Source organism: Dethiosulfatarculus sandiegensis, from assembly GCF_000931935.2.
GTDB lineage: Bacteria > Desulfobacterota > Desulfarculia > Desulfarculales > Desulfarculaceae > Dethiosulfatarculus > Dethiosulfatarculus sandiegensis.
In genome coordinates, this window is record NZ_AZAC01000011.1 from 17,688 (window position 1) to 38,072 (window position 20,385).

13 protein-coding genes are annotated in these 20,385 nt (G+C 52.3%); 1 reads left to right on the forward strand and 12 read right to left on the reverse strand.

Features of this window, described 5'->3' with window-relative positions:
• Positions 1 to 52: 52 nt before the first annotated feature.
• Both X474_RS07740 and X474_RS07745 read right to left on the reverse strand, forming a co-directional pair.
• Positions 53 to 1,099, reverse strand: a complete 1,047-nt coding sequence (locus tag X474_RS07740; protein WP_044347964.1) for a helix-turn-helix domain-containing protein — start codon at positions 1,097 to 1,099, stop codon at positions 53 to 55.
• A gap of 366 nt (positions 1,100 to 1,465) precedes the next feature.
• Complete coding sequence (locus X474_RS07745; protein ID WP_052514990.1) at positions 1,466 to 4,102, reverse strand: ATP-binding protein; 2,637 nt, start codon at positions 4,100 to 4,102, stop codon at positions 1,466 to 1,468.
• A 420-nt stretch (positions 4,103 to 4,522) separates the two neighbouring features.
• On the opposite strand from X474_RS07745, the gene X474_RS07750 reads away from it, so the two are divergent.
• Entirely contained in the window at positions 4,523 to 5,539 is a 1,017-nt protein-coding gene (locus tag X474_RS07750; protein WP_044347965.1) for a hypothetical protein, read from the forward strand.
• A gap of 134 nt (positions 5,540 to 5,673) precedes the next feature.
• Here X474_RS07750 and X474_RS07755 read toward each other — a convergent pair whose 3' ends face one another.
• From X474_RS07755 to X474_RS07800, 10 genes are all read right to left on the reverse strand, one after another.
• A complete protein-coding gene (locus tag X474_RS07755) occupies positions 5,674 to 8,817 on the reverse strand; it encodes an efflux RND transporter permease subunit (protein WP_044347966.1) in 3,144 nt (1,047 codons plus the stop codon).
• On the reverse strand, positions 8,814 to 10,112 hold the full coding sequence (locus X474_RS07760) for an efflux RND transporter periplasmic adaptor subunit (protein WP_052514991.1): 1,299 nt from the start codon (positions 10,110 to 10,112) through the stop codon (positions 8,814 to 8,816). The genes X474_RS07755 and X474_RS07760 overlap by 4 nt, the downstream gene beginning before the upstream one ends.
• A 67-nt stretch (positions 10,113 to 10,179) precedes the next feature.
• A complete protein-coding gene (locus X474_RS07765) occupies positions 10,180 to 11,715 on the reverse strand; it encodes an efflux transporter outer membrane subunit (RefSeq protein ID WP_082464227.1) in 1,536 nt (511 codons plus the stop codon).
• 240 nt (positions 11,716 to 11,955) lie between these two features.
• Complete coding sequence (locus tag X474_RS07770; protein WP_044347967.1) at positions 11,956 to 13,245, reverse strand: sensor histidine kinase; 1,290 nt, start codon at positions 13,243 to 13,245, stop codon at positions 11,956 to 11,958.
• The gene (locus tag X474_RS07775) at positions 13,242 to 13,916 is read right to left on the reverse strand and encodes a response regulator transcription factor (RefSeq protein WP_044348350.1); all 675 of its coding nucleotides are present in this window, start codon (positions 13,914 to 13,916) and stop codon (positions 13,242 to 13,244) included. The genes X474_RS07770 and X474_RS07775 overlap by 4 nt, the downstream gene beginning before the upstream one ends.
• Before the next feature lie 267 nt (positions 13,917 to 14,183).
• The gene (locus X474_RS07780; protein WP_044347969.1) at positions 14,184 to 15,323 is read right to left on the reverse strand and encodes an ABC transporter permease; all 1,140 of its coding nucleotides are present in this window, start codon (positions 15,321 to 15,323) and stop codon (positions 14,184 to 14,186) included.
• Entirely contained in the window at positions 15,323 to 16,240 is a 918-nt protein-coding gene (locus X474_RS07785) for an ABC transporter ATP-binding protein (protein WP_044347971.1), read from the reverse strand. Before X474_RS07785 ends, X474_RS07780 begins: the two co-directional genes overlap by 1 nt.
• Positions 16,240 to 17,193, reverse strand: a complete 954-nt coding sequence (locus X474_RS07790) for an HlyD family secretion protein (RefSeq protein WP_044348351.1) — start codon at positions 17,191 to 17,193, stop codon at positions 16,240 to 16,242. Before X474_RS07790 ends, X474_RS07785 begins: the two co-directional genes overlap by 1 nt.
• A 477-nt stretch (positions 17,194 to 17,670) precedes the next feature.
• Positions 17,671 to 18,816: an acyl-CoA dehydrogenase family protein gene (locus X474_RS07795; protein WP_044347973.1), complete on the reverse strand. Its 1,146-nt coding sequence runs from the start codon at positions 18,814 to 18,816 to the stop codon at positions 17,671 to 17,673.
• A gap of 65 nt (positions 18,817 to 18,881) precedes the next feature.
• On the reverse strand, positions 18,882 to 20,375 hold the full coding sequence (locus X474_RS07800; protein WP_044347975.1) for a class I adenylate-forming enzyme family protein: 1,494 nt from the start codon (positions 20,373 to 20,375) through the stop codon (positions 18,882 to 18,884).
• Positions 20,376 to 20,385 lie beyond the last annotated feature (10 nt).

The window sequence follows — 20,385 nt, forward strand, 5'->3', positions numbered from 1 at the left end:
TACTGACAGGTGTCGGAAGGCCGCAGTATATATGGCCTTTAGTGACAGTTAGTTAAATTCTCGCGGAGTTGATGCTGGGCAAACTGCCGAATTGCTTTTTGTAGGCTCTGGTGAAATGGCTGGGGCTGCTGTAGCCCATGGTGTAAGCAACCTCGGTAATTGTAACACCCGGTTCTTCAAGCAGGGCGCTGGCCCTTCGCAAACGCTCATTTCGCAAGTATTCGAAGACCGTGCAGCCAAACAGCTGCTTGAAGCAACGATTCAATTTGGGATGGGACATGCCCACAGCCTTGGTGATGTCCTCCAAATGAGGTGGCTTGGCGATATTTCTCACCAAAAGATCATGGGCATATTCTGTTCTACGCCGGTCTTCCGGATGAATGTCTAAAGGCCTCGTATGGCCGAATTCCACGCCGGCAAAACCTTCCAGCTGATGGACAATTAACTCCAGGGCTCGACTTTCCAGGAAAAGTTTGCGGGCCAGACCGCTTAGGCGGCAGTTAATAATTTGCTGCAGAGCGTTCAACATGGCCGGCGTGGTGCAGCCAAGCTGGAAGTTACCAGTTCCGGGACTACGCTCCAGGGCATGTTTAACAATCAGGGGCAACGGCTGCCTATCATCGCTGAAGATGCGATGCACCTGATTAGATTTAAGGGATATGAAGACCTGTTGAAGGGGTTCTCCGGGGAATATACGACTAACACCTCTATTATGTGTGGAGTAAAAAATACCCTGGCAACCCTGATGGATTTCCAGTTCTTTATTTGTGCTGTTGAAGCGTGACACCGTATTGCCCGAAAGGCAAAAGCCAAAAGCCAAATCAATGGCATTATCCTTGGCCAGGCAGACCATTTCCCTGTTAACCAAGGCATTGGTCACCCACACTTCAAAGCCGGGCCTTAGCTCTGTGCGGTTAAAGGCCACCTCACCAGAATCGCTCGAGTACTTCCAACGATTGACAGAATGATCCGGAGACGCTTCAGCCAAGCTGACTTGCCCCTTAGTGGTAAACCCCTGGGCAAGGCTGTAGAAGATGTCTCCATCATCAGGGAAACCGGCTCCGATATTATCCTTTTCATGGAACACGGTGAGCGGCATTCGGGCTCCTTCCAAAAGTGGTTGTATCGGCCGGTGGGTGTGCCGCCTGTATGGTTCATGCCCACAAGCCCCAAACGCCCTGGACGTCAATATTGACTCTCTTATCTTGTTAGCTAATCTAAAAAGATATTAATGTCAATACATTTTGTTTGGCAAGTCTTGTAAAAACAGTAACTAATATTCCATGGAACTCTAAATAGTCAGCCAAGAAAGCGAGGCATGCCTATTCAGTAGCTGAAAAATCGGCAAATATATCGATGAGGCTCCGGAAGGTACTTTCCGATAACGGCTGACACCAGGCAGATCCGCCTTTTTTATGGCCTTGGCCGAGCGATGCAAAGTAAAAAGCCAACAGGCGGTTTGCGGTCATCCCGCTAAAACCCGGCGCAGCTTAGTTGAGAGAGAAGCTATGGTTATCGGCTTTTGAATCAAGTCCACCTCGGCATCTAAAACGCCGTGATGCGCAATAACATTACTGGAATATCCCGAGATAAAGAGCACCTTCAGTTCGGGATCTTTTTGCCTCAGGCGGTCGTAAAGCTCTTTTCCATTCATCCGGGGCATAATCACATCCGTAAGCAACAGATCTATTTTCTCTTCTGTTTTATCCACCAGTTCCAAAGCCTCAGGTCCGTTTTCCGCTCCAATGACATGATAACCAAGTTTCTGCAAAGCCTTGGCCACAAAATCCCGCACTACCTGCTCATCCTCCACGAGCAGAATCGTCTCTGAGCCGGTGACTATTCCTTTTGGTTCCGCCTCTTTTGCAAAAACATCTTTTTCTCTCTCAAAAAAGGGCAGATAGACCTTAAAACTGGCGCCTTGGCCGGGCTCACTGTACACATAAATTGTTCCACCATGTTGTTTGACAATGCCGTGCACAGTGGCCAACCCCATCCCCGTGCCCTTGCCCATTTCCCTGGTGGTGAAAAAAGGATCGAATATTTTATCGATTATGCTTGCGTCAATACCAAGCCCATTGTCATTAACCGCGAGCATTACATAATCGCCAGGTTCAGCCTCCGGATGATTGACCGCGTAACTTTCATCCAGGTAAACCTTTTCCGTTTCTATGATTATTACCCCCCCATCCGGCAAGGCATCTCGGGCATTGGCAATCAGATTCAAAAGTACTTGCTCTATTTGGTTAAAATCAGCCCGCACATAACCGGCATCTTCGCCCAAAACGGTTTTCAGCTCCACATCTTCACCAATTATTCGGTGGAGCATGGCCTGATTTTGGTTGATCAAGTCATTTATAGCGAATGTCTTGACCTTTAAAACCTGCTTCCGCCCAAATGCCAGGAGTTGAGAGACCAAATCACTGGCCCGTAAACTGCTTTCCAAAACATGGTCGAGATTATCCCGAACAGGGGACAATTGGGGGAGTTCAGCCAAAGCAAGCTCGGTGTATCCTATAATGGCAAAAAGGATATTGTTGAAATCATGGGCCACCCCCCCGGCCAAGGTGCCTATGGATTCCATTTTTTGTGATTGCCTTACCTGCTCCTCAAGCCTTTTCTGTTCGCTGATATCAGTCAAGGTCAGAACAGCACCGGCGAAACCGTTGTCCAGTCCCTGGATCATGGCCGCGCTGGCGATTATATCCAATTTGGTGTTTTTTTTAGAGACCCCCTTTATCTCAATCTTTATAGGACCTTCCCTGTTCATCACCCGCTCGAGCATTGCCTTTAGGACGCCTTGACTGGCTTCAGCGGCAAAGGGGAAACGCCAATCTTTCAATTGAGCCGTTTCCCAGCCGAAACGCCGCTCAAATTCAGGATTGTGATACAATGCGCTTCCCTTTGCATCAAAGACAACAATGGGGTCCGGGCTGGCCATAAAAATCGCGTTTAGCTCCTCACGACTTTGTTCCAGCTTTTGGGTGATTATCCTTTTTCTTCTGATCTGCACGGAAAGGGACAACGAAAGGATGACTAAAACTGCAAGCAGGCTTATCAAAACTGTCATTTCAACAGGAAAAGACTCGAATATTCCCGGAGTATAAAACAATATGCGGGCATCTTTAGGCAACTGATCCTTTTCAATATGCCATTTTTCCATCTGCCGCCAGTCATAGATATTTTCGAATACACTTAGTGAACTTTCATTTCTCCAGGGGGTGTTTTCATAATGCGCGAAGACGGCATCGCCAATCATCTCGCCCACCTTTTTCCCGGAAAGGACGAAACCTCCCAGAACACCACTGCCCATGAGGGTGTCCCAATGGGTGAAAATCGGGGCAGATGCCTTTTCAACAATTTTTTGAGCGGCCCGGTATGGGGTTATGCGATTACCCGCTTCATCTCTAAAATAGAGAAGAAAAAAAATAGCCGTTTTGGGGGGCAATTTTGCGGCACGATCAATAATAGACTGCAGGGATGAATCCGTAAGATAGATAACCGGCAAGTTTGAGCCAAGGGTTTTGAGCCCTTTTTTGAACTCGGCCAATCTATTTTTTCCGTGGCTATCGGATATGTCGGCAATCACCGCGATTCTTTCAGCCGGCCAGACCTCCAACATTGATTTAATATTTTGGAGATAGTTCGAACGTAAAACAATACGCCATGGCTCTTTATCTAATTGCGGGGCAGCGCCGCCGGAGCTATGGACTACAAGTTTTTGAGCCTTGGGGAAAAATTCGGCTGTTTTCTTCATGAGCACAGCCGCCGGGGTGCTTTCGACCACGACCATGTCAATGGAGGCATCGGCATATTTGGCCTTGAATAAGGAATACAACCCATCCGCTGTTTTGCTTAAGGGGAAACGGCTGGCCTCGATATATTCCACAAAAAGTTGAACCGGGATCTTCTTTTGAGCGATTTTTTGCCTGATGCCGGTCTCTATGGCCTTTTGCCAAGGCATATCCTTGAACCAGGAAAACAGCAAAAGCACCTTTATGGGAGGTTTAGGCCGAGTCTCGGCGCATCGCGCCGTCTCCGCCGAAAAAAACAATAGCACCACAACAAATAGGCAACCAAGCTGTTTAAATAATCGCAGCAAAATAAAAACCGTCTCCTGGTTTCATTTCCACGAGGGGAAAAACACTCTTCCGATAGGACCTATGATGAGTCATTTACCACGGACGAAAAACAATTTTTTTGCGGGGCAGTGATTAAGGTTTAAAAGGCGATCGTTCGCCTGAAGGACATTTGGGGAAAAAATGGGTTTAGATTTTAACTATCGGGAAAGTAGTTTAGACCCATTGCTTGTTATCATAAACATACCAAGAGCACTTGCCCGCATAAAAGACCAAATTAAGAACTCCTGCACAAAGACAGAGGCTAGCACATATTAGTCCCGCCAAACTTTGACCGGCATATCCAACCAGCCGATCTCCTTGACCATAAAAGAAATTCTCATGTAAACACAGCAAGTTGCCGAAAAGAACTATAGAAGGCATTAAAAGTCAAGGAGGACGGAATGCGGTTGGAAGCACTGGTTGCAAATCACGACCATGTGGCTTGGGGTTTATCTAAAAATAAAAACCAGCCACCACCGGAAAAAGCCCCCCCTCAAGAGGAGTCAAGCGTCACCCCTCTTGATACCGCTGAGAACAAAGCCGAGCAGGGCGGCTTTTCCCCCAAAGGGGTGATTCGGAATTTACTTAACGGTCACTTCAAAGGTGTGGCGGATGTTCGCCTCCGTATTGTTCACAAGGGAGAACTCGATGCCCTGGAAACCGGGCAGGTCAAGGAAGTACTTACTCAACCAACCGAAATGTTAGCTGATTTACGATCAGACCTTGAAGAGTTAATGGCCCTTGATACTGAGTTGCCCTTGGATTCCGAACTGGCGCAAAGAATCGCAGCCATGGCCGGAAAAGTCGCGGAACTCTCCCAAAAAGATGAAGTAAAACTCGGCCAGGCCAAGGCGGCGATAGATAATTTAAGAACCGAACTGGACAATTTACTGCTTGCAATCGGAGATTATCTTAAACAGTCAGAAAACGTAACTGCCCTTGAGGAATTGATCGAGCCCGTCGATCCGCAAGTCGCGGCAGGGCAGGAAGAATCCGCCGTTGCCGCTCCTGTTCCGGAGCAGGAAGTTATTCCGGAGCCGGATGCCTTGGAAGAACCTTCAGGGGATGGGACCGGGCAAGTTGCGGCCGGAGCCGATGCAGCCGACCCCAACCAATTCCTTGCCGAATTTCTGGCCAAATGGCAAAGAACAGCCGCTGATGAGGAGCCGGCAATCCCGGAGTCAGCACCCCAAGCAACAGCCTTAACCGCAGGAGATCGCCTGGCGGCTGAACTTGACGACCTGCTGGACAGGCTTGATCAGGTTACGGTTCTTCCGCCCCTCTCCCCTCCTCCAGACAATCAGGGCATTGCCTATTACAAATTTCTAAGCATGCTGCAAAATCCTGATAAAGATGAAGCAGCGGGCCTTTTAACCTCGGAGCAAAATCCAATTCCGCAAATTGACGCTGTTGTTTAGGAGGCATCTTTAGAATCCAAAATTATTTATGATTTTTAAACAGTAAAAGGGAGCCCTTTTTAAGGCTCCCTTTTACTTGCCGACAAAATTTTGCTGGACTTTGACAGAGACCGCTTGGAAACAACAACCTCAGTTCACGGCATTTTTTGGGACACATGCAGATCGGCCAATGCCGCCGCCTTTTTACTCTTGCCCTCCCTTAAGCCATGAAAGTCTTCCAATAAAAGGTATAGGCAAGGCACCAAAACCAGCGTAATTACAGTGGCGAACAATATTCCGAACCCCAGGGAAATGGCCATGGGTATCATAAAACGGGCCTGCCGGGAGGTTTCAAATATCATTGGCGCCAACCCGCCAAAAGTGGTCAAGGTGGTTAGAACAATAGGCCTGAAACGCCGCAGGCCGGCCAAACGTATGGCATGTCCCGGAGTTAATCCCTCTTGCCGCTTTTTATTGGCAAAATCAATCAAAACCAAAGAGTCGTTCACCACCACTCCGGCCAGGGCCACAACCCCCATCATACTCATGAGGCTGATGTTGTACCCCATAAGTAAATGCCCCAAGGTGGAGCCCAATATGCCAAAGGGAATAGCCGTCATAACTATCAGCGGCTGGGTATAGCTGCCAAAGGGAATGGCCAAAAGGAAATAAATAGTCAACATGGAAAGGGTAAAGCCTGTTATCAGGCTCATGAGGCTTTCACTCATATCGGCCTGCCGCCCCTGGTAACCAGAGGTTAGCCCGGGGTATTTCCTGGCCAGATCAGGCAGAATGCTGTCTGAAACGGCGGCCTTGATGCGGCTGGTCTCGCCAAGGGGCTCGACATTGGCGCTGACGCTTACAGTGCGGCGGGCGTCTCTTCTGCTTATGGTGGTATAGGCCCTGCCCCGTTTCAGATCGGCGATCTCCATTAAAGGCACAAACCCGCCGGAAGGAATGCGGATCATCAAATTTTCCAAATAATACTCGTTCTTACGCTCTTTTTCCGGCAAACGCACCCGCACAGTCACCTCATTGCGGCCCCGCTGTTGGCGCAGGGCTTCGGCCCCGTTAAAGGCGCTTCTCACCTGGCGGGCCACCTCCCTTGAAGTCAAGCCCAGGCTCTGACCTTCCGGTTTGATGGAAAAGTCAATTTGCTGCTTGCCCGGGGTGTAGCCGTCATCTATATCCTTGACATTGGGAAAGCCCTCCAACTGCCGGGCCAGATCATGACTGGCCTTCTCCAGCACATTGATATCCGTATGGGAAAGCTCAACCGTAAGGGCAGCCCCTGAACCCGGCCCCCTGCCGTCGGAGGTGAACCTCAAGGATTCCAGACCGGCGATGGTCCCCACCTTTTCCCGCCAAAGCCGATTGACCTGGGCAGTGCTTAAGTCGCGGAGTTCAGGCGAGGTGAGATAAGCCCTCACCTCCACCTCGTTTTCATTGATCCTGACGAATACACCCTTTAGCAGACGATCTCCGCCGTTTTCACGGGCCACTTTGTCCATGGCTACGGTCAATTTATTCTGAACGGATTTCATCCTGTCCAGGGGGCTGCCCACCGGCAGCACAGCACTGACCTCGGCGGTGTCTGATTCAACCCTGGGCATGAGGATCAAGCCTATGCGGCCACTCATGACATAGCTGAAAACCACAAACAAGCAAGCCAGACCAATAGCCACGGTCAAGCCCCTGAAACGCAGGCAGAGCTCCAGGAAACCACCATAAACCCTTTTGTTGAATCGCTCCACCAGCCTGGTGAAGGCATCCTGGCGTCTTTTGATAAGCCTCCGTAACCGGCCGTCAGACGCCTTGTGCTCCTTGGCCAGGTGACTCGGCAGGATCAAAAGCGACTCAACCCAGGAGAGCAGGAACACCGTCACCACCACCAGCGGGATCACCTTCCATATTTTTCCCATGACCCCGGGAATAAGGCATAGGGGTAAGAAAGCGACCACATTGGTTAAAATGGAATAGGTGATCGGAACCGCCACATCTTTAGCACCCAGAATGGAGGCTTTTATAAAGCTCATTCCCTTTTGCTGATATTCGTAGATATTCTCACCGGCCACAATGGCGTCGTCCACCACAATGCCCAGGGCAATGATATAGGCGAACATGGATATCATATTTATGGAGACGCCCATGCCCGGTAAAAAGAGCAGGCTGCCCAAAAACGCGGTGGGGATGCCCATGGTGACCCAAAAGGCCACCCGGAACTCCAAAAACAACCCCAAAACCACCAGGACCAGCATCAATCCGAAAAAGGCGTTTTTGAGCAATAAATCCAAGCGTTCCTGGTACACCTCGGACATATCCCGGCTTATGCGCCACTCGATGCCCGCAGGCAGATCCCGCTCTATCTCTTTCATGGCCTCACGGGTGGCAATCGAGACTCCCATGGGGGTTTGTTTACCCACCCGATAGACCCCCACGCTAATGGAACGGCTGCCGTCGTAAAAACCATAATGGTCGCTGTCTCTAAAAGCCTCTCGCACCGTTGCAATATCTTCCAGATAGACCACACTGCCGTCTGAAGTGGTCACAATGGGGATGCGGGCGAATTCGCTTGCCCAGTCACGGCGGTCCTTGACCCGCAAGAGAATATCCCCGCCGCTGGTGTCTATGGCTCCGCCGGGGAGTTCGGTGGAGGCGTTGTCAATGGCCTCGGCAACCCCGGCCAGGGTCAGGCCATAGGCCCTTAAGTTTTCCTGGGGCACCTCAACGGAAATCTCATAGTCACGGGCCCCCAATAGTTCAACCTGGGTGATATCCGGACTCTGCAAAAGACGTTCGCGAACATTTTCAACAGCCTGGCGCAACACCATCTCTGAAACATCGCCGAAGATATCCAGGGAAAGCACCTCCCGCATATGGGTCACCAAAGAGACCTGGGGCAATTCGGCATCCTCGGGAAAGGTGGTGATGCGGTCTATCTCCTGTTTGATTTCCTGATAGATCTTTTGCTGGTCCGAACCTTCTTCCAACTCGGCATTGATGGTTCCGTTGCCCTCGCCCACCGTAGCGGTGAGTTCCTTCACCCCTTCAATGCCCCTGATAGCCTCTTCCACGGCCAGGACAATACCCTGCTCCACCTCCTCGGGGCTGGCTCCTGAATAATCCACACTGATGGTGGCCACATCCAGGTCAAACTCCGGGAAGACCTCCTGCTTGATATTCATGCTCATAATCAGGCCGCCCAAGAGGAGAAACACCATCATTAAATTGGGAGCCACCCGGTTTTTGGCCATCCAGGAGATTGGGCCCTTCATTTCCGCAAGCCGCTTGGTTTTCATGACTGTTCCTCCTGGTCAGAGGCCTTGCGGCAGGCGGTTTGCCCCGCCCCGTTCTCACGAATACACAATTCCATGCCCGAAACCGGGGTGGATAGGTCGGTCAGGACCAACTTCTCACCCGGCTCTATACCGCCGGTAACATAGAAATCCTTCTCACTGCGAAAGGCGGTCTTGACTTGGCGGATCTCCAGATTGCCCTTTTGATTCATGATCCAGACATTGGAACCGTTTCTGATGTACTTGCGCTCAACCAATGCCGCAGACTCAATGGTTTTGCCTTTGATGGCCACCCGTACATAGGAATCTATGAGCATGGAAGGCAATTTTGCGTTCTCGGGCTTAATGCACAAGGGATCGTCCACCTGGATCAGCAAGCGGGCCATGCGCCCTTGTTCCTCAAGTTTGGGCTCAAGGCGAATCACCCTGCCCTTTCGAAAAGCGGCCTCACCCCAGGCGGCGGAGTTATACACAAGGGCCTCCGAGCCTTTTTCGCCATTTTGGTTCGGCAACTTTATAAACCGCAACTGGCTCACCGGCACGGAGACCTTTACCCAATAGGCGTCTGTGCCGACCAGGGTGGCCAATTGTGTTGACTGGTCTGCCAGGGCCCCGAGATGGGCGTCGCTGGACTGCACAACTGCGTTGAACGGCGCCTTGACTTGGGTGTGATTAAGATCAAGCCTGGCCAGGTCCAGTTTGGCCTGGGCCGCATCGAGGCTTGCCTGCAGGCCCTTGAGTTGGGGTTGCCTCAGGATCAGGGTCTTTTCCCGCTCGGTTAGCTTTTGCCCCAAAAGTTTATATTCCTTTTGGGCGATAAGCTGGTTTCCCTGTTCCAAGGCTATCTCTGATTCAGCCTTGGCTACATCCGCGGAAAGCTGCCGCACGGAAAGGAGGTATTCGGCAGGGTCAATCTTGAACAAAAGAGAGCCCTTGGCAAAAAACGTGCCGGGGGACATATCTTTGCTGAGCTCAATGATCTTGCCGCCCACTTGGGGCTTAAGCTCCACAGACTGGGCCGCAGCCACTGAACCCATACCTGAAACAAGGGTCTGACGGGGCGCGTACTCCACGCTCTTCACCGTTACTAGAGTCCTGTTGTGGCTCCTGGGCTGAGCTCTTAATTTGGGCGAGGTTTCAAACAACCAAATGGAGATCACGACACCCGCGGCCAATACGGCCAAGGGCATGAGAATCCGCCCCAGCAAGCGAAGAGCCCTTGAAACCTTATTGCCTTTGCCTGTGGTTGTTGGTTGCCCGGATTCGGTATTCTGGGGAATATCTATTTTTTCAGGCATGATTTTCACCTTAAACTTTTTCCAAAAAAGTGTTCTTTTTCCAAAGGCCCCTTATAAAACTTGCCGATCACACACCCGATGTTTCCGGGTTATTTTCTTTCGGCGTTTTATACTGAACCGGGCTTTCCCGGCCGGAGAACATATCGCCCTTTTCCATTGGCTCCCGGTTCAATGTCCGGGTTGAATCAGGCGGGCTGAGCTCCCACCCGCCGCCCAGGGAACGGCAAAGATCGATTCTGTATTGAAGCAGGTTCAGTTTGCCGCTTAACAGGCTCTGCATAAGGCCCTGCCTGCTGATAAGCGCATCCAGCACCCTTTGATAATCCACAGTTCCCTGCAGATATCTGTCATTAAGCCTCCTCACCACCATCTGCGAAAGCTCCAACTGCTTCTCAAGGCTGGCAATGGCCTCCTGCTGCCGCGTCTCCCGGACCAGGGCGTCTTCCACTTCACCCAGGGAATCGATAATCACCTGGCCGTAGCTGTTTATTTCTTCTGATAAAATCGCCCGCCTGCGCTCCACTTCCGCTTCGCGCAATCCGCCGTCCACAAGCGGCGCAACCAGGTTGGCGGCCAAAGTGGCGAGCCAGTTCTCAAACAGGCCGGAGATATTTTCATGGGTGGTGCTGGTCCCCGCGGTAAGGCTCAAACGGGGAAAACGGTTGGCTATGGCAGCCGCAGTTTCCTTGTCCGCCGCCTTTATCTGGTAATAGGCGCTTTTGATATCAGGACGACGCCGGATCAGCTCCAGGGGAAGGCCGGTTTTAGGCAACAGGGGCAGATCCACCAATGCGGCAACCCTTGGCGCTACTCTTTGGTTCGGTGGAGAGCCCAACAAAATGGCCAACTGGTGTTCCAAAACCCGGGCCTGGGCTGAGAGCAGGGCCTTTTCCCCTTTTTGCGACTCAACCAGTTGCTGTTGCTGCAACATGTCCGAGATGCCGACCTGGCCGGTTCTGACCTGAATCTCCACCAGTTCCAGAATCTGCCGATTGGTTGAGATCAATTTATCCAAAAGATCAAGCTGGCCGTTTTTTTCAACCAGTTGATACCACACCCCGGCCACCTCGGCCGAGAGGCTCATGGCAGCGGCGCGCAGGTCTTCGGCGCTTGCCCGGGCGGTGAAATCAGCCGCAGCCGCCTTTGATTCAATACGCCCCCAAAGATCCACTTCATAACCCGCGGCCAGGCCAAGGGTGAATTCCTGGGCATCGCTTGAAACACCGTTTTTACGGTTAAAGGATTGGCCGGCTCCGGTTTCCAGATCAAGGGTGGGATAAAGGCTCGCACCCTCGCTACGGGCCAGGGCCCTTGCCTGCCTCAGCCGGTCCCAGGCGCTTTTAAGGTCGAAGTTGTTGGCCAAGGCCTTTTCAACCAGCCCATTCAAAACAGGATCATTAAAAGACAACCACCATTTATCAGGCAGATCCACTTCACCGGACCGGGAAAATCCGGCGGGAACCTCAAGCGGGGGGGCTATTGCAGCGCTTTTGGAACTGCAACCTGCCAAAAAACCGCTCATCATCAAAAGACTGATCATGACGGTTATACCCATATCCCTTAGAAAGGGCTTTCCGGTCTTATTTGTCGATTGGAACGCCATGTTTTTTCACATTCAATTTTCTTGAAAAGAGACCTTGTTTTGTTTCACCTATGGAGCGGGGTTCCGCTAAAAAAGCAGATCAACCCTTTGTGAAACCGACCTTTTCAACTGTTCAATTCTTTAAAATTGACTATAGCGGGGGGGGCATGAACCGGGCGTGAAAGAAATGTGAAAAAAACGTAAAAAGCCCCCGGCTTCATCTCCAGGGGCTTGAATGGACTTGAAAATATTTAAAGCTGCTTAGCGGGCTTTTTCAGCATCCCAAAAAATCACCACCCTGGTGCCTGATTGCTCTGGGTCGCTTTTTATATCAAGCCGCCAGCCATAGCGTTTGCAAAGCCGGGACACAATATTCAGCCCCACGCCAAATCCCCGGCTATCTTCACCTTTGGTGTGGGACCGGGTCACCAAGGCGATTTTGTCTTGGGCTATCCCCACCCCGGTGTCCTCCACACTGAGGCTGTTTTCCGAAACCGTTACCTTGACGGTTCCCCGGGAGGTGAAATTAAAGGAATTGCGAACCAGGTTTGCTATGGCGATATATAAAACCTCTTCCTTTACCCTTACGGATTTGTTCTGTTCTACCGAAAGGCTCGCCTCTACGTTTTTCTTGTCCAGAAGATAACGATTGTCATTGATCGCCTTTTCCGCCACAGGAGCCACCAGGCAAAACTCTTCTTCGCCGCTTTCTTCCCTGGCCAGCCAGAGAAAGGTCTCAATGGTGTTTTCCATATCCCGCACCGACCGCGAAATCCTTTGCAAAGGCCTTTTTAAAAGGGGGTTCGCCTCCACCTCTGTCTCTTGTTCCATGATCTCCACAGCACCCTTGACTATGGTGAGGGGGGTTCTGAGCTCGTGGCTGGCGTCTCTGGTAAAGGCCTTTTCCCGCCTTATGAATTCGTTTATCCTATTCATTGCCTTTTCAATTGTCTCGGTAAGCATGCCTATTTCGTTTTTGGGATGCTTTTTGGAAAAACGAGATGGGATATTCTCCGGGTTCAGGGCCTTCACCTGCTTCATCAAAACCGAAACCGGGGCGAACACGGCCCGGGAAAAAAAATAAACCATCACAATTGCCGGTATGAGAAGAAGAGCCAGGGAAAGTAAAAGAATCTGCCTGGGATGAAGGGAAGAGTTTTCTTCAAAGAATTCCCTGCCCCTGAAAAACATGTAATAGCGCTGGGCCTTGTCGGACAGTTTAATAACTCCCACATGCACGGGGTGTCCCGGGCCTTTAACCACGTGAACTCCGGGCGGCAGATCCCTTACCAAACCTCTGAATTTCTCAGAAATCTTTTCGATTCCCGTGTAGACCTGCATGTACTTGGAGTGGGGCAAGGGTGTGGTTTTGTCCTTTTCATATTTATATAAAAAGGTATCGACCTCGGTGGCTAAAAGGTTGCCGACCATTTTGGACATATTGCTGCCCATTATAAAAAAAGTGATGCCCGAATTAAGGGTGAGCAAAAGGGCCCCGAACAACAGAATTCCGGCCACAACCCTGAACCGTATACTTTGGTAAAATTTCATGGCCTGTTTTCCCTAAGCCGGAAGCCAACCCCGTGAACAGTCTCGATCATTGCGTATTCAAAGGGCTTGTCTATTTTTTGCCGCAAGGTGTACATATGGCTCCTCAGCACATCCGTGCCCGGAGGCATGTCCCCCCAAAGGTGGTTGGTCAGCTCTTTTCTGGTCACCACATTGGGAGACGCCTCCATGAGCATTTTCAAGATGGAGGTGCAGGTGTTGTTGAGTTGAATCTCCCGGCCCGCGCGGGTCACTTCAAAGGTGCCCAGGTCCATCTTAAGCTCGGAGACCTCGAGAACCTTGTTTTCTGAAACCCTTCTCTTGCAAAGCGCCTTGATGCGGGCTTCCAGCTCCTTTAGGGCAAAGGGTTTGACCAGGTAGTCGTCGGCCCCGGAGTCAAACCCCAGTAGTTTGTCTTCCAGGGTGTCGCGGGCGGTGAGCATGATCACCGGAACCTGTTTATCCGCCTCGCGCCTGAGCTTTTGACACAGGGTTATCCCGTCCATGCCCGGCAGCATCAGATCCAGCACAATGACATCGTAGTCATTGGTAAGGGCCAGGTGCAGGCCGCCGATACCGTCCATGGCATAATCCAGGTCATAGCCCTTGAACCCCAGAAAGTCGGTCAGATTCTCCACAATGGCCGGGTTGTCTTCTATAATCAAAAGCCTGATGTTCGGGTTCACTCTTCACCTCCAGAGCTTTTTACGCGACCGCGATACCGATGCGGTATTTCAGCTATATTATCAGGCATGCTCCACCAAACCTGGCACAAGATTAAAACACGCAGGGTAAATCACTTGTGAAAACTATGTAAAAAAAACGTGAAATCAATCGATTTGGCATGAAGTGCAGCATCTGGTCCGGCGGGTGTTTCAAAACAGGTGTGGAAATTAAAGCCTTCGGGGGTCGGCTAAAAGAGTCATTGATAGGTGTCAAGCCTAATCCAGGGTCTTTTGGTAACGCATGAGCCCGATCACCAGCACCACCAGAAAAAAAACCCCAATAGGCCACAGATGCACCCAGACCTCAGGCAAGCCGTTCCCCTTCAACAAAATTCCCCGCACAATCCGCAGGTAATGGGTGAGCGGCAGGGCCGAACCAATGGCCTGGGCCCATTGCGGCATGCCCCGGAAAGGAAACATAAACCCTGAAAGCATAATGGAAGGCAAAAAAAAGAAAAATGCCATCTGCATAGCCTGAAGCTGGTTCTTGGCCAAGGTGGAAAAGGTGACCCCCACCACCAGGTTTGCCGCGATAAAGAGCAGGCTCACCAGGATCAACAGGCTGACGCTCCCCAAAATGGGTACGCTGAATAAAAATATCGCCATGGTGATGATCAAGCCGATCTGCACGTAACCCACCAGAATATAGGGGATGAGCTTACCCAGCATAACCTCCAAAGGGCGCACCGGCGTGGTCAGGAGATTCTCCATGGTGCCCCGCTCCCGCTCACGGGTGACCGCCAGGGCGGTTATGATAACCATGGTCATGGTAAGCACCACCCCCATCAGCCCGGGCACAATGTTGTATTGGGTTATGGCCTCGGGATTAAAGGCCGGATGAACGATTACCCTGAAGGGGGGCGGCCCTGCCTTTAAATAGGCAAGCGGGCCGGAAAGATCCCGGTTCAGCACTGAATTTGCCAATACGTTAAGGGAGGTCACGGCATTGGCCACGGCCGAGGGGTCTGTGGCGTCTGCCTCCAAAAGCAGGGACGGGTGCTCCCCCCGGACCAGGCGCCTGGAAAAATCGACCGGGATATGGAGCACAAACTGAACCTCGCCCAGGTTTATCAACTGCCTTGCCTTGGCTTCGCTTTTGACCTGACCCGCTATCTTGAAGTAGTCGCTGTTTTTTAACGCAACCACCACTGTGCGCGCAAATGGGCTGTTGTCATTACACAAAATCGCAGTGGGCAAATGCTTGGGGTCTGAATTAATGGCATAACCGAACAGGATAAGCTGCACCAGGGGAATGCCCACCATCATGCCAAAGGTGAGGCGGTCCCTGCGCATCTGCACCAGTTCCTTGGTAATCATGGCCCAGAGCCGCCGCAGGGAAAAACTTAAGTTTGGCATCAGTTCTTCTCCGCCCGGCTCATAAGGCTGATGAACACCTCTTCCAGGCTTGTGGGCGCCTGTTGCCAATGATAAGGCGGCTTCATAAGGGGAGTGAGGCTCTGTTTTAACAGGTCCGCCTGTTTGCCTATCACATGCAGGGTGTTGCCAAAGGCCACGGCCTGTTCCACGCCGGGTAAACTTTTCACCCGTTTTTCCAAGGCAAAAAGATCGCCTCCGGTCACCGACCAGGTGGTAAGCCCCTCGCGCTCCACCACCTGTTCCACTGTCCCTTTGGTCATGAGTCTGCCATAGGCAATGTAGGCCAGGCTGTGGCAGCGCTCGGCTTCGTCCATGTAGTGGGTGCTGATAAGCGAAGTTATGCCCGTTGCGGAAAGTTCATGGATATGATCCCAGAACTCACGCCGGGCCTTGGGGTCCACCCCTGCGGTGGGCTCATCCAAAAGCAACAGCCTGGGGTTATGGATGGTGCAGCAGGCCAGGGCCAGCCTTTGCTTCCACCCGCCTGAAAGCTGGCCCGCCAAAAAACCTTTGTAAGGTTCCAATCCCATGCGCTCAAGGCTTTTGGCCACTGCCTTTTTATGGGCGGGTACGCCGTACAAGCGGGCAATGAAATCCATATTTTCCTGTACGGTGAGGTCCTGATACAGGCTGAAATGCTGGGCCATGTAGCCCACCTGCCGCTTGATCAGATCCGATTGTCCGGAGATGTCAAACCCCAGGCAGACCCCGTTGCCTTGATTGGGCTTGAGCAACCCGCATATCATGCGGATGGTGGTGGTCTTGCCGCTGCCGTTGGGTCCTAAAAAGCCGTATATCTCACCCTGGCGCACCTTCAGAGACAGGTCATCGACCACAGTGCGGCCCCCGAAGCGCTTGGTCAGCCCCTTGACATCTATCACCACCGGCTGTTCCATTATTCAACCGCCTGGTTTTGTTTGAGCATAACCTCCATGGGCTGGCCCGGATGCAGATCAAGAGCCTCTTTGGCGGCTGGTTTTGCCTCGGCCATAAAGACCAGTTTATCCCTTGAATGCCTTGAGTAAATCACCGGCGGGGTGTACTCGGCCTCGGGGGAGATAAAACTGATATTCGCCTTTAGCCCTTGGGGACAGCCATCGCAGGACAAGAAAACCGTCTGCCCCAGCCGCAGGGAAGCCAAATCGGCTTGGGGCACAAAAAAACGAACCTTGAGGTTCTCCGGGGTGAGCAGCACAACCACCGGTCTGCCTGCCTGGACCAACTCGCCTTTGGTGTATAAGGTGTCAAAAACCACCCCTGCATCGCCGGCCTTTTGGATTTTTTGGCCAAAATTCCAGGAAGCCTCTGCCAGCTTTGCCTCCAAAGCCTTTACCTCTGATTCGGCGGCCTTGACCTGATCTTCGCGACCCCCCAGGCGAGCGGTCTCCAATTGGGCTTCTAACTCGGCGACTTGAGCCTTGTCACTATTATAAAGGGAGCGGGCCTGGTCCAACTGGGCCTTGGGAAGGCTGTTTTTCCTGTAGAGCTCTTGCTTGCGCTTGTAATTAAGAATGGAAAGGTCCAAATAGCTTTGGGCCTTGGCCAGGGAAGCCTTGATGGCAGATATCTCGCTGGGCCGGGCCCCTTTTTGCAGATCCGCCAACTTTTCCCTGGCCTGATCCAACAGTTGGATGGCTTCATTTTGGGCCTGCTTTTCAATAACCCGTTCCAATCCAAAAAGCACCTGGCCCTTGGAAACCCTTTCTCCCCTTTGAACCGCCAAGTCTTGCAAACGCCCAGCCAAGGGAGAGGCCACATAGGTGTAATCCGCCTCCACATAGCCCTGCCAATATTGCCCTTTATCGGATTTTTGGCAGCCAATCACGAATAATGCCGCTAGTGCAACCATAATAAATCTGAAATGCCTTTGCATTCTTTACCCCAACTTTAAAGACGAGAAGCCGGATTACAGGAAGAAATAACAATTCGGGCTTACAATAAATTTTAGCCGAAACTGCCGACCAAGGATCACCCAACGCCCTCAAACCTTGGGTAACCTGCCGGTTTTTAAAAGTATAGCATTTTTGTCAGGCTTTAAGTGGAAGGAGGTCTCTGAAGAAGGCAAGGTCAACCTAAAGGCCTAAAAAGGCATTAAGCAGGGTTCATAGTTGATTGCGCCGGACCGGTAACCAAAAGCCGGAAAAGAGCACGAAAAACCGAAAGCCGCCTTGATCCGGCCAGGCAGCATCGGCGGGCGGTATGACCAAGTCTTTTCCCAAACTGTTCTTTGCCAAAAACCACCTCGAAAAAGACTTATAACCTTAAAAAAGGCGGGTCACGGATTTGGCGATTTCCTAGTACTGCCGCAACCCGCCCACTGGTCTGCCTATTCCCTGAGCCCCATATCCCGGCTGATAATGAGCTTCATTACTTCGCTGGTGCCGGCAAATATGGAAAGAGCCCTTACGTCCCTATACAAACGGCAGATGCGATACTCTTCCATATAGCCGTATCCTCCATGGAGTTGGAGAGCCTGATAAGCCACCCGGTTCACCATCTCTCCCAACCAGAGTTTGGCCATGGAGACTCTTCGCACCACGTCTTCCTTTTTAAGGTGAGATAAGACAACCGAATCCAGAAAGGTCCGGCCCAGCTCAACCTCTGTGGCCATCTCGGCCAGGCGAAAGGCATTGGCCTGGTGCAGGGCCACCGGCTTGCCAAAAACCTCCCTGGTCCTGGCGTATGCCAGGCCTTCCTTAAGGCACTCTTCGGCCATGACCTGGCACTTGATGCACACCTCCAGGCGTTCCTGCTGCAACTTTTCCATCATATATTTAAAGCCCTGCCCCGGCTCGCCGAGTACGCGCCAGGCAGGCACCCTGCAATCGGTAAAATAAAGCTCCGCGGTATCCTGCATGTGAATCCCCATTTTATTGAGCTTTTTACCCCGCTCAAAACCAGGGTCGTCTTTATGCACCAGGATAAGGCTTATGCCCTTGTACCCGGCCTGGGGATCTGTCTTTGCCGCCACAACTACGAGGTCTGCGTAGTAACCATTGGTGATAAAAGTTTTTTGCCCGTTTATTACATAACTGTCGCCATCTTTGACCGCGGTGGTGCGGATGGCGGCCAGATCGCTGCCCGCGCCGGGCTCGCTGAACCCCACGGCAGAGACGACCTCGCCGGTAACGCAGCCGGGAAGCCAACACTCTTTTGCCTCTTCGCAGCCATATGAAGCCAGATAGGGCGCTGCCACATCCGAGTGCAAAGGCACCCCCACTCCAAAGCCGTTGCCCCGGATAAGCTCCTCGTTGATTATCAGGGAATATTCAAACCCCAGACCCAGGCCACCGTATTTTTCATCGATCCAGGGGCACAAAAAACCCTGTTCTCCCATCTTAAGCCACAGCTCCCTGGGCACGGTTCCCGACTCTTCCCAGGCATCCGCATTGGGGGTGATCTCCGCCGCCACAAAACGGCGGAAAGTTTCCCTGAAAATCCTGTGTTCCTCTGTATAGATATCTGAAAGCACCCTTGCTCCTTTGACTTCTCCCCTCGCTCAAACAGCGCCTTAAAGGCTGTTTACCGCCCGGCCTGTCAGGCCATTAATTGGCGGCGCAGGGTTCTTTTCAAAAGCTTGCCCGTGGCCGACTTGGGCAGATCCTTGAGCACCTTAAAGGCCTTGGGCACCTTAAACGGGGCCAGCCGGGCGCGCAGAAACTCCTTGATCTTATCCGGCTCAAGTTCCGCCCCGGGCTTAAGCTTGATCACGGCGGTGACCCTTTCCCCGTATTCCCGGTCCGGCAGGCCCACCACGCTGCATTCGTCAACCTGGGGCAGTTCATATAAAAGTTCTTCAACCTCCCGAGGATAGACGTTTTCTCCGCCTGTGATGATCATGTCTTTGAGCCGGTCAACAATAAAGACATATCCCTCTTCATCAATCAGGCCGATGTCCCCGGAACGGAACCAGGGCCCCCAGAAGGCGTCTTTGGTCTCCTCGGGCCGGTTCAGATACCCCTGCATGATGTTGGGTCCCTGTATGCAAATCTCGCCCTCCTGCCCCTGCTCCACCGGCTCGCCCATGGGGTCCATTATGGCCACTTCCACGGCCCCCACAGGCGTGCCCACAGACCCCACCTTGTGACGGTAATAATGGTTGTAGGTGACCATGGCCGCTGATTCGGTCATGCCGTAGGCCTCGTGAATGGCAAGTCCCGTCTTTTTGCGCCATTCCCTCACCAGCTCCAGGGCCATGGAGGCCGCCGCGGAAAAGGTGTAGCGCACCTTGCCCAAAAGCTTGCCGATATCCTTTTGCCCTAAAAGCCGCACATAAATGGTGGGCACGGCGTAAAACTTGGTCACCTCCAGATGCTCCAGGGAGTGCAGTACCTCTTCCAGGTCAAAGGCGGGCATAAGCACCAGGGAACCGGCGGTCAGAACCGTGGAAAGCATTACATGCACCTGGCCGAAAACATGGTTCAGGGGCAGGAAACAAAGAACCCGGTCCGCTTCGGTGGAGCGCTCCTGGCGGGCAATGGTGTGGGCCGAGGCCAAAAGGTTCTGATGGCTCAGCATGACCCCTTTGGGTATGCCCGTGGTGCCGCCGGTAAAAAGCACCGCGGCCAGGTCGCTTCGGTCCCGCTCTATGCTCTTGAAACCCCCATCTCCGGCCAGCTCCAAAAACGCCTGCCAGGAAAGATCCCCGGAAGGGGCCACAACCAGCCTCACAGGCCATTCTTCATCGCAATCCCTTAGTTGCCGGAGTTTTTCTTCGGTGGTGACAAGCAGTTCAGGACGGCACTCGACCAAAAGGGGCACGAGTTCCGGGCCGGTCATGGCTATCCCTGGCGTCACAATTGCGCATCCCGCCTTGAGCGCACCGAAATACACGGCCAGCCATTCGCTGGAATTGGGCAGACAGACCGCGACCCTTTGCCCCGGCTTCAAACCGGAGGCGAGCAAGGCACCGGCCACTCGGTCGCTCAATTGGTTCATCTCGGCATAGCTCAGCTTCTTTTCGTTCTCCAAAACAAATGTCCGGTCCGGGAAAAACCGGGCCGAGTCTTCCAGGATATGGGCCAGGTTCATTTTCAAACTC

What these genes read in the sequence shown, in the direction of transcription:
- X474_RS07790 (WP_044348351.1), bottom strand. Translation starts at nt 17,193, where the DNA reads ATGGTTGCACTAGCGGCATTATTCGTGATTGGCTGCCAAAAATCCGAT.
- X474_RS07755 (WP_044347966.1), bottom strand. Translation starts at nt 8,817, where the DNA reads ATGAAAACCAAGCGGCTTGCGGAAATGAAGGGCCCAATCTCCTGGATG.
- X474_RS07780 (WP_044347969.1), bottom strand. Translation starts at nt 15,323, where the DNA reads ATGCCAAACTTAAGTTTTTCCCTGCGGCGGCTCTGGGCCATGATTACC.
- X474_RS07785 (WP_044347971.1), bottom strand. Translation starts at nt 16,240, where the DNA reads ATGGAACAGCCGGTGGTGATAGATGTCAAGGGGCTGACCAAGCGCTTC.
- X474_RS07740 (WP_044347964.1), bottom strand. Translation starts at nt 1,099, where the DNA reads ATGCCGCTCACCGTGTTCCATGAAAAGGATAATATCGGAGCCGGTTTC.
- X474_RS07800 (WP_044347975.1), bottom strand. Translation starts at nt 20,375, where the DNA reads ATGAACCTGGCCCATATCCTGGAAGACTCGGCCCGGTTTTTCCCGGAC.
- X474_RS07765 (WP_082464227.1), bottom strand. Translation starts at nt 11,715, where the DNA reads ATGGCGTTCCAATCGACAAATAAGACCGGAAAGCCCTTTCTAAGGGAT.
- X474_RS07770 (WP_044347967.1), bottom strand. Translation starts at nt 13,245, where the DNA reads ATGAAATTTTACCAAAGTATACGGTTCAGGGTTGTGGCCGGAATTCTG.
- X474_RS07760 (WP_052514991.1), bottom strand. Translation starts at nt 10,112, where the DNA reads ATGCCTGAAAAAATAGATATTCCCCAGAATACCGAATCCGGGCAACCA.
- X474_RS07750 (WP_044347965.1), top strand. Translation starts at nt 4,523, where the DNA reads ATGCGGTTGGAAGCACTGGTTGCAAATCACGACCATGTGGCTTGGGGT.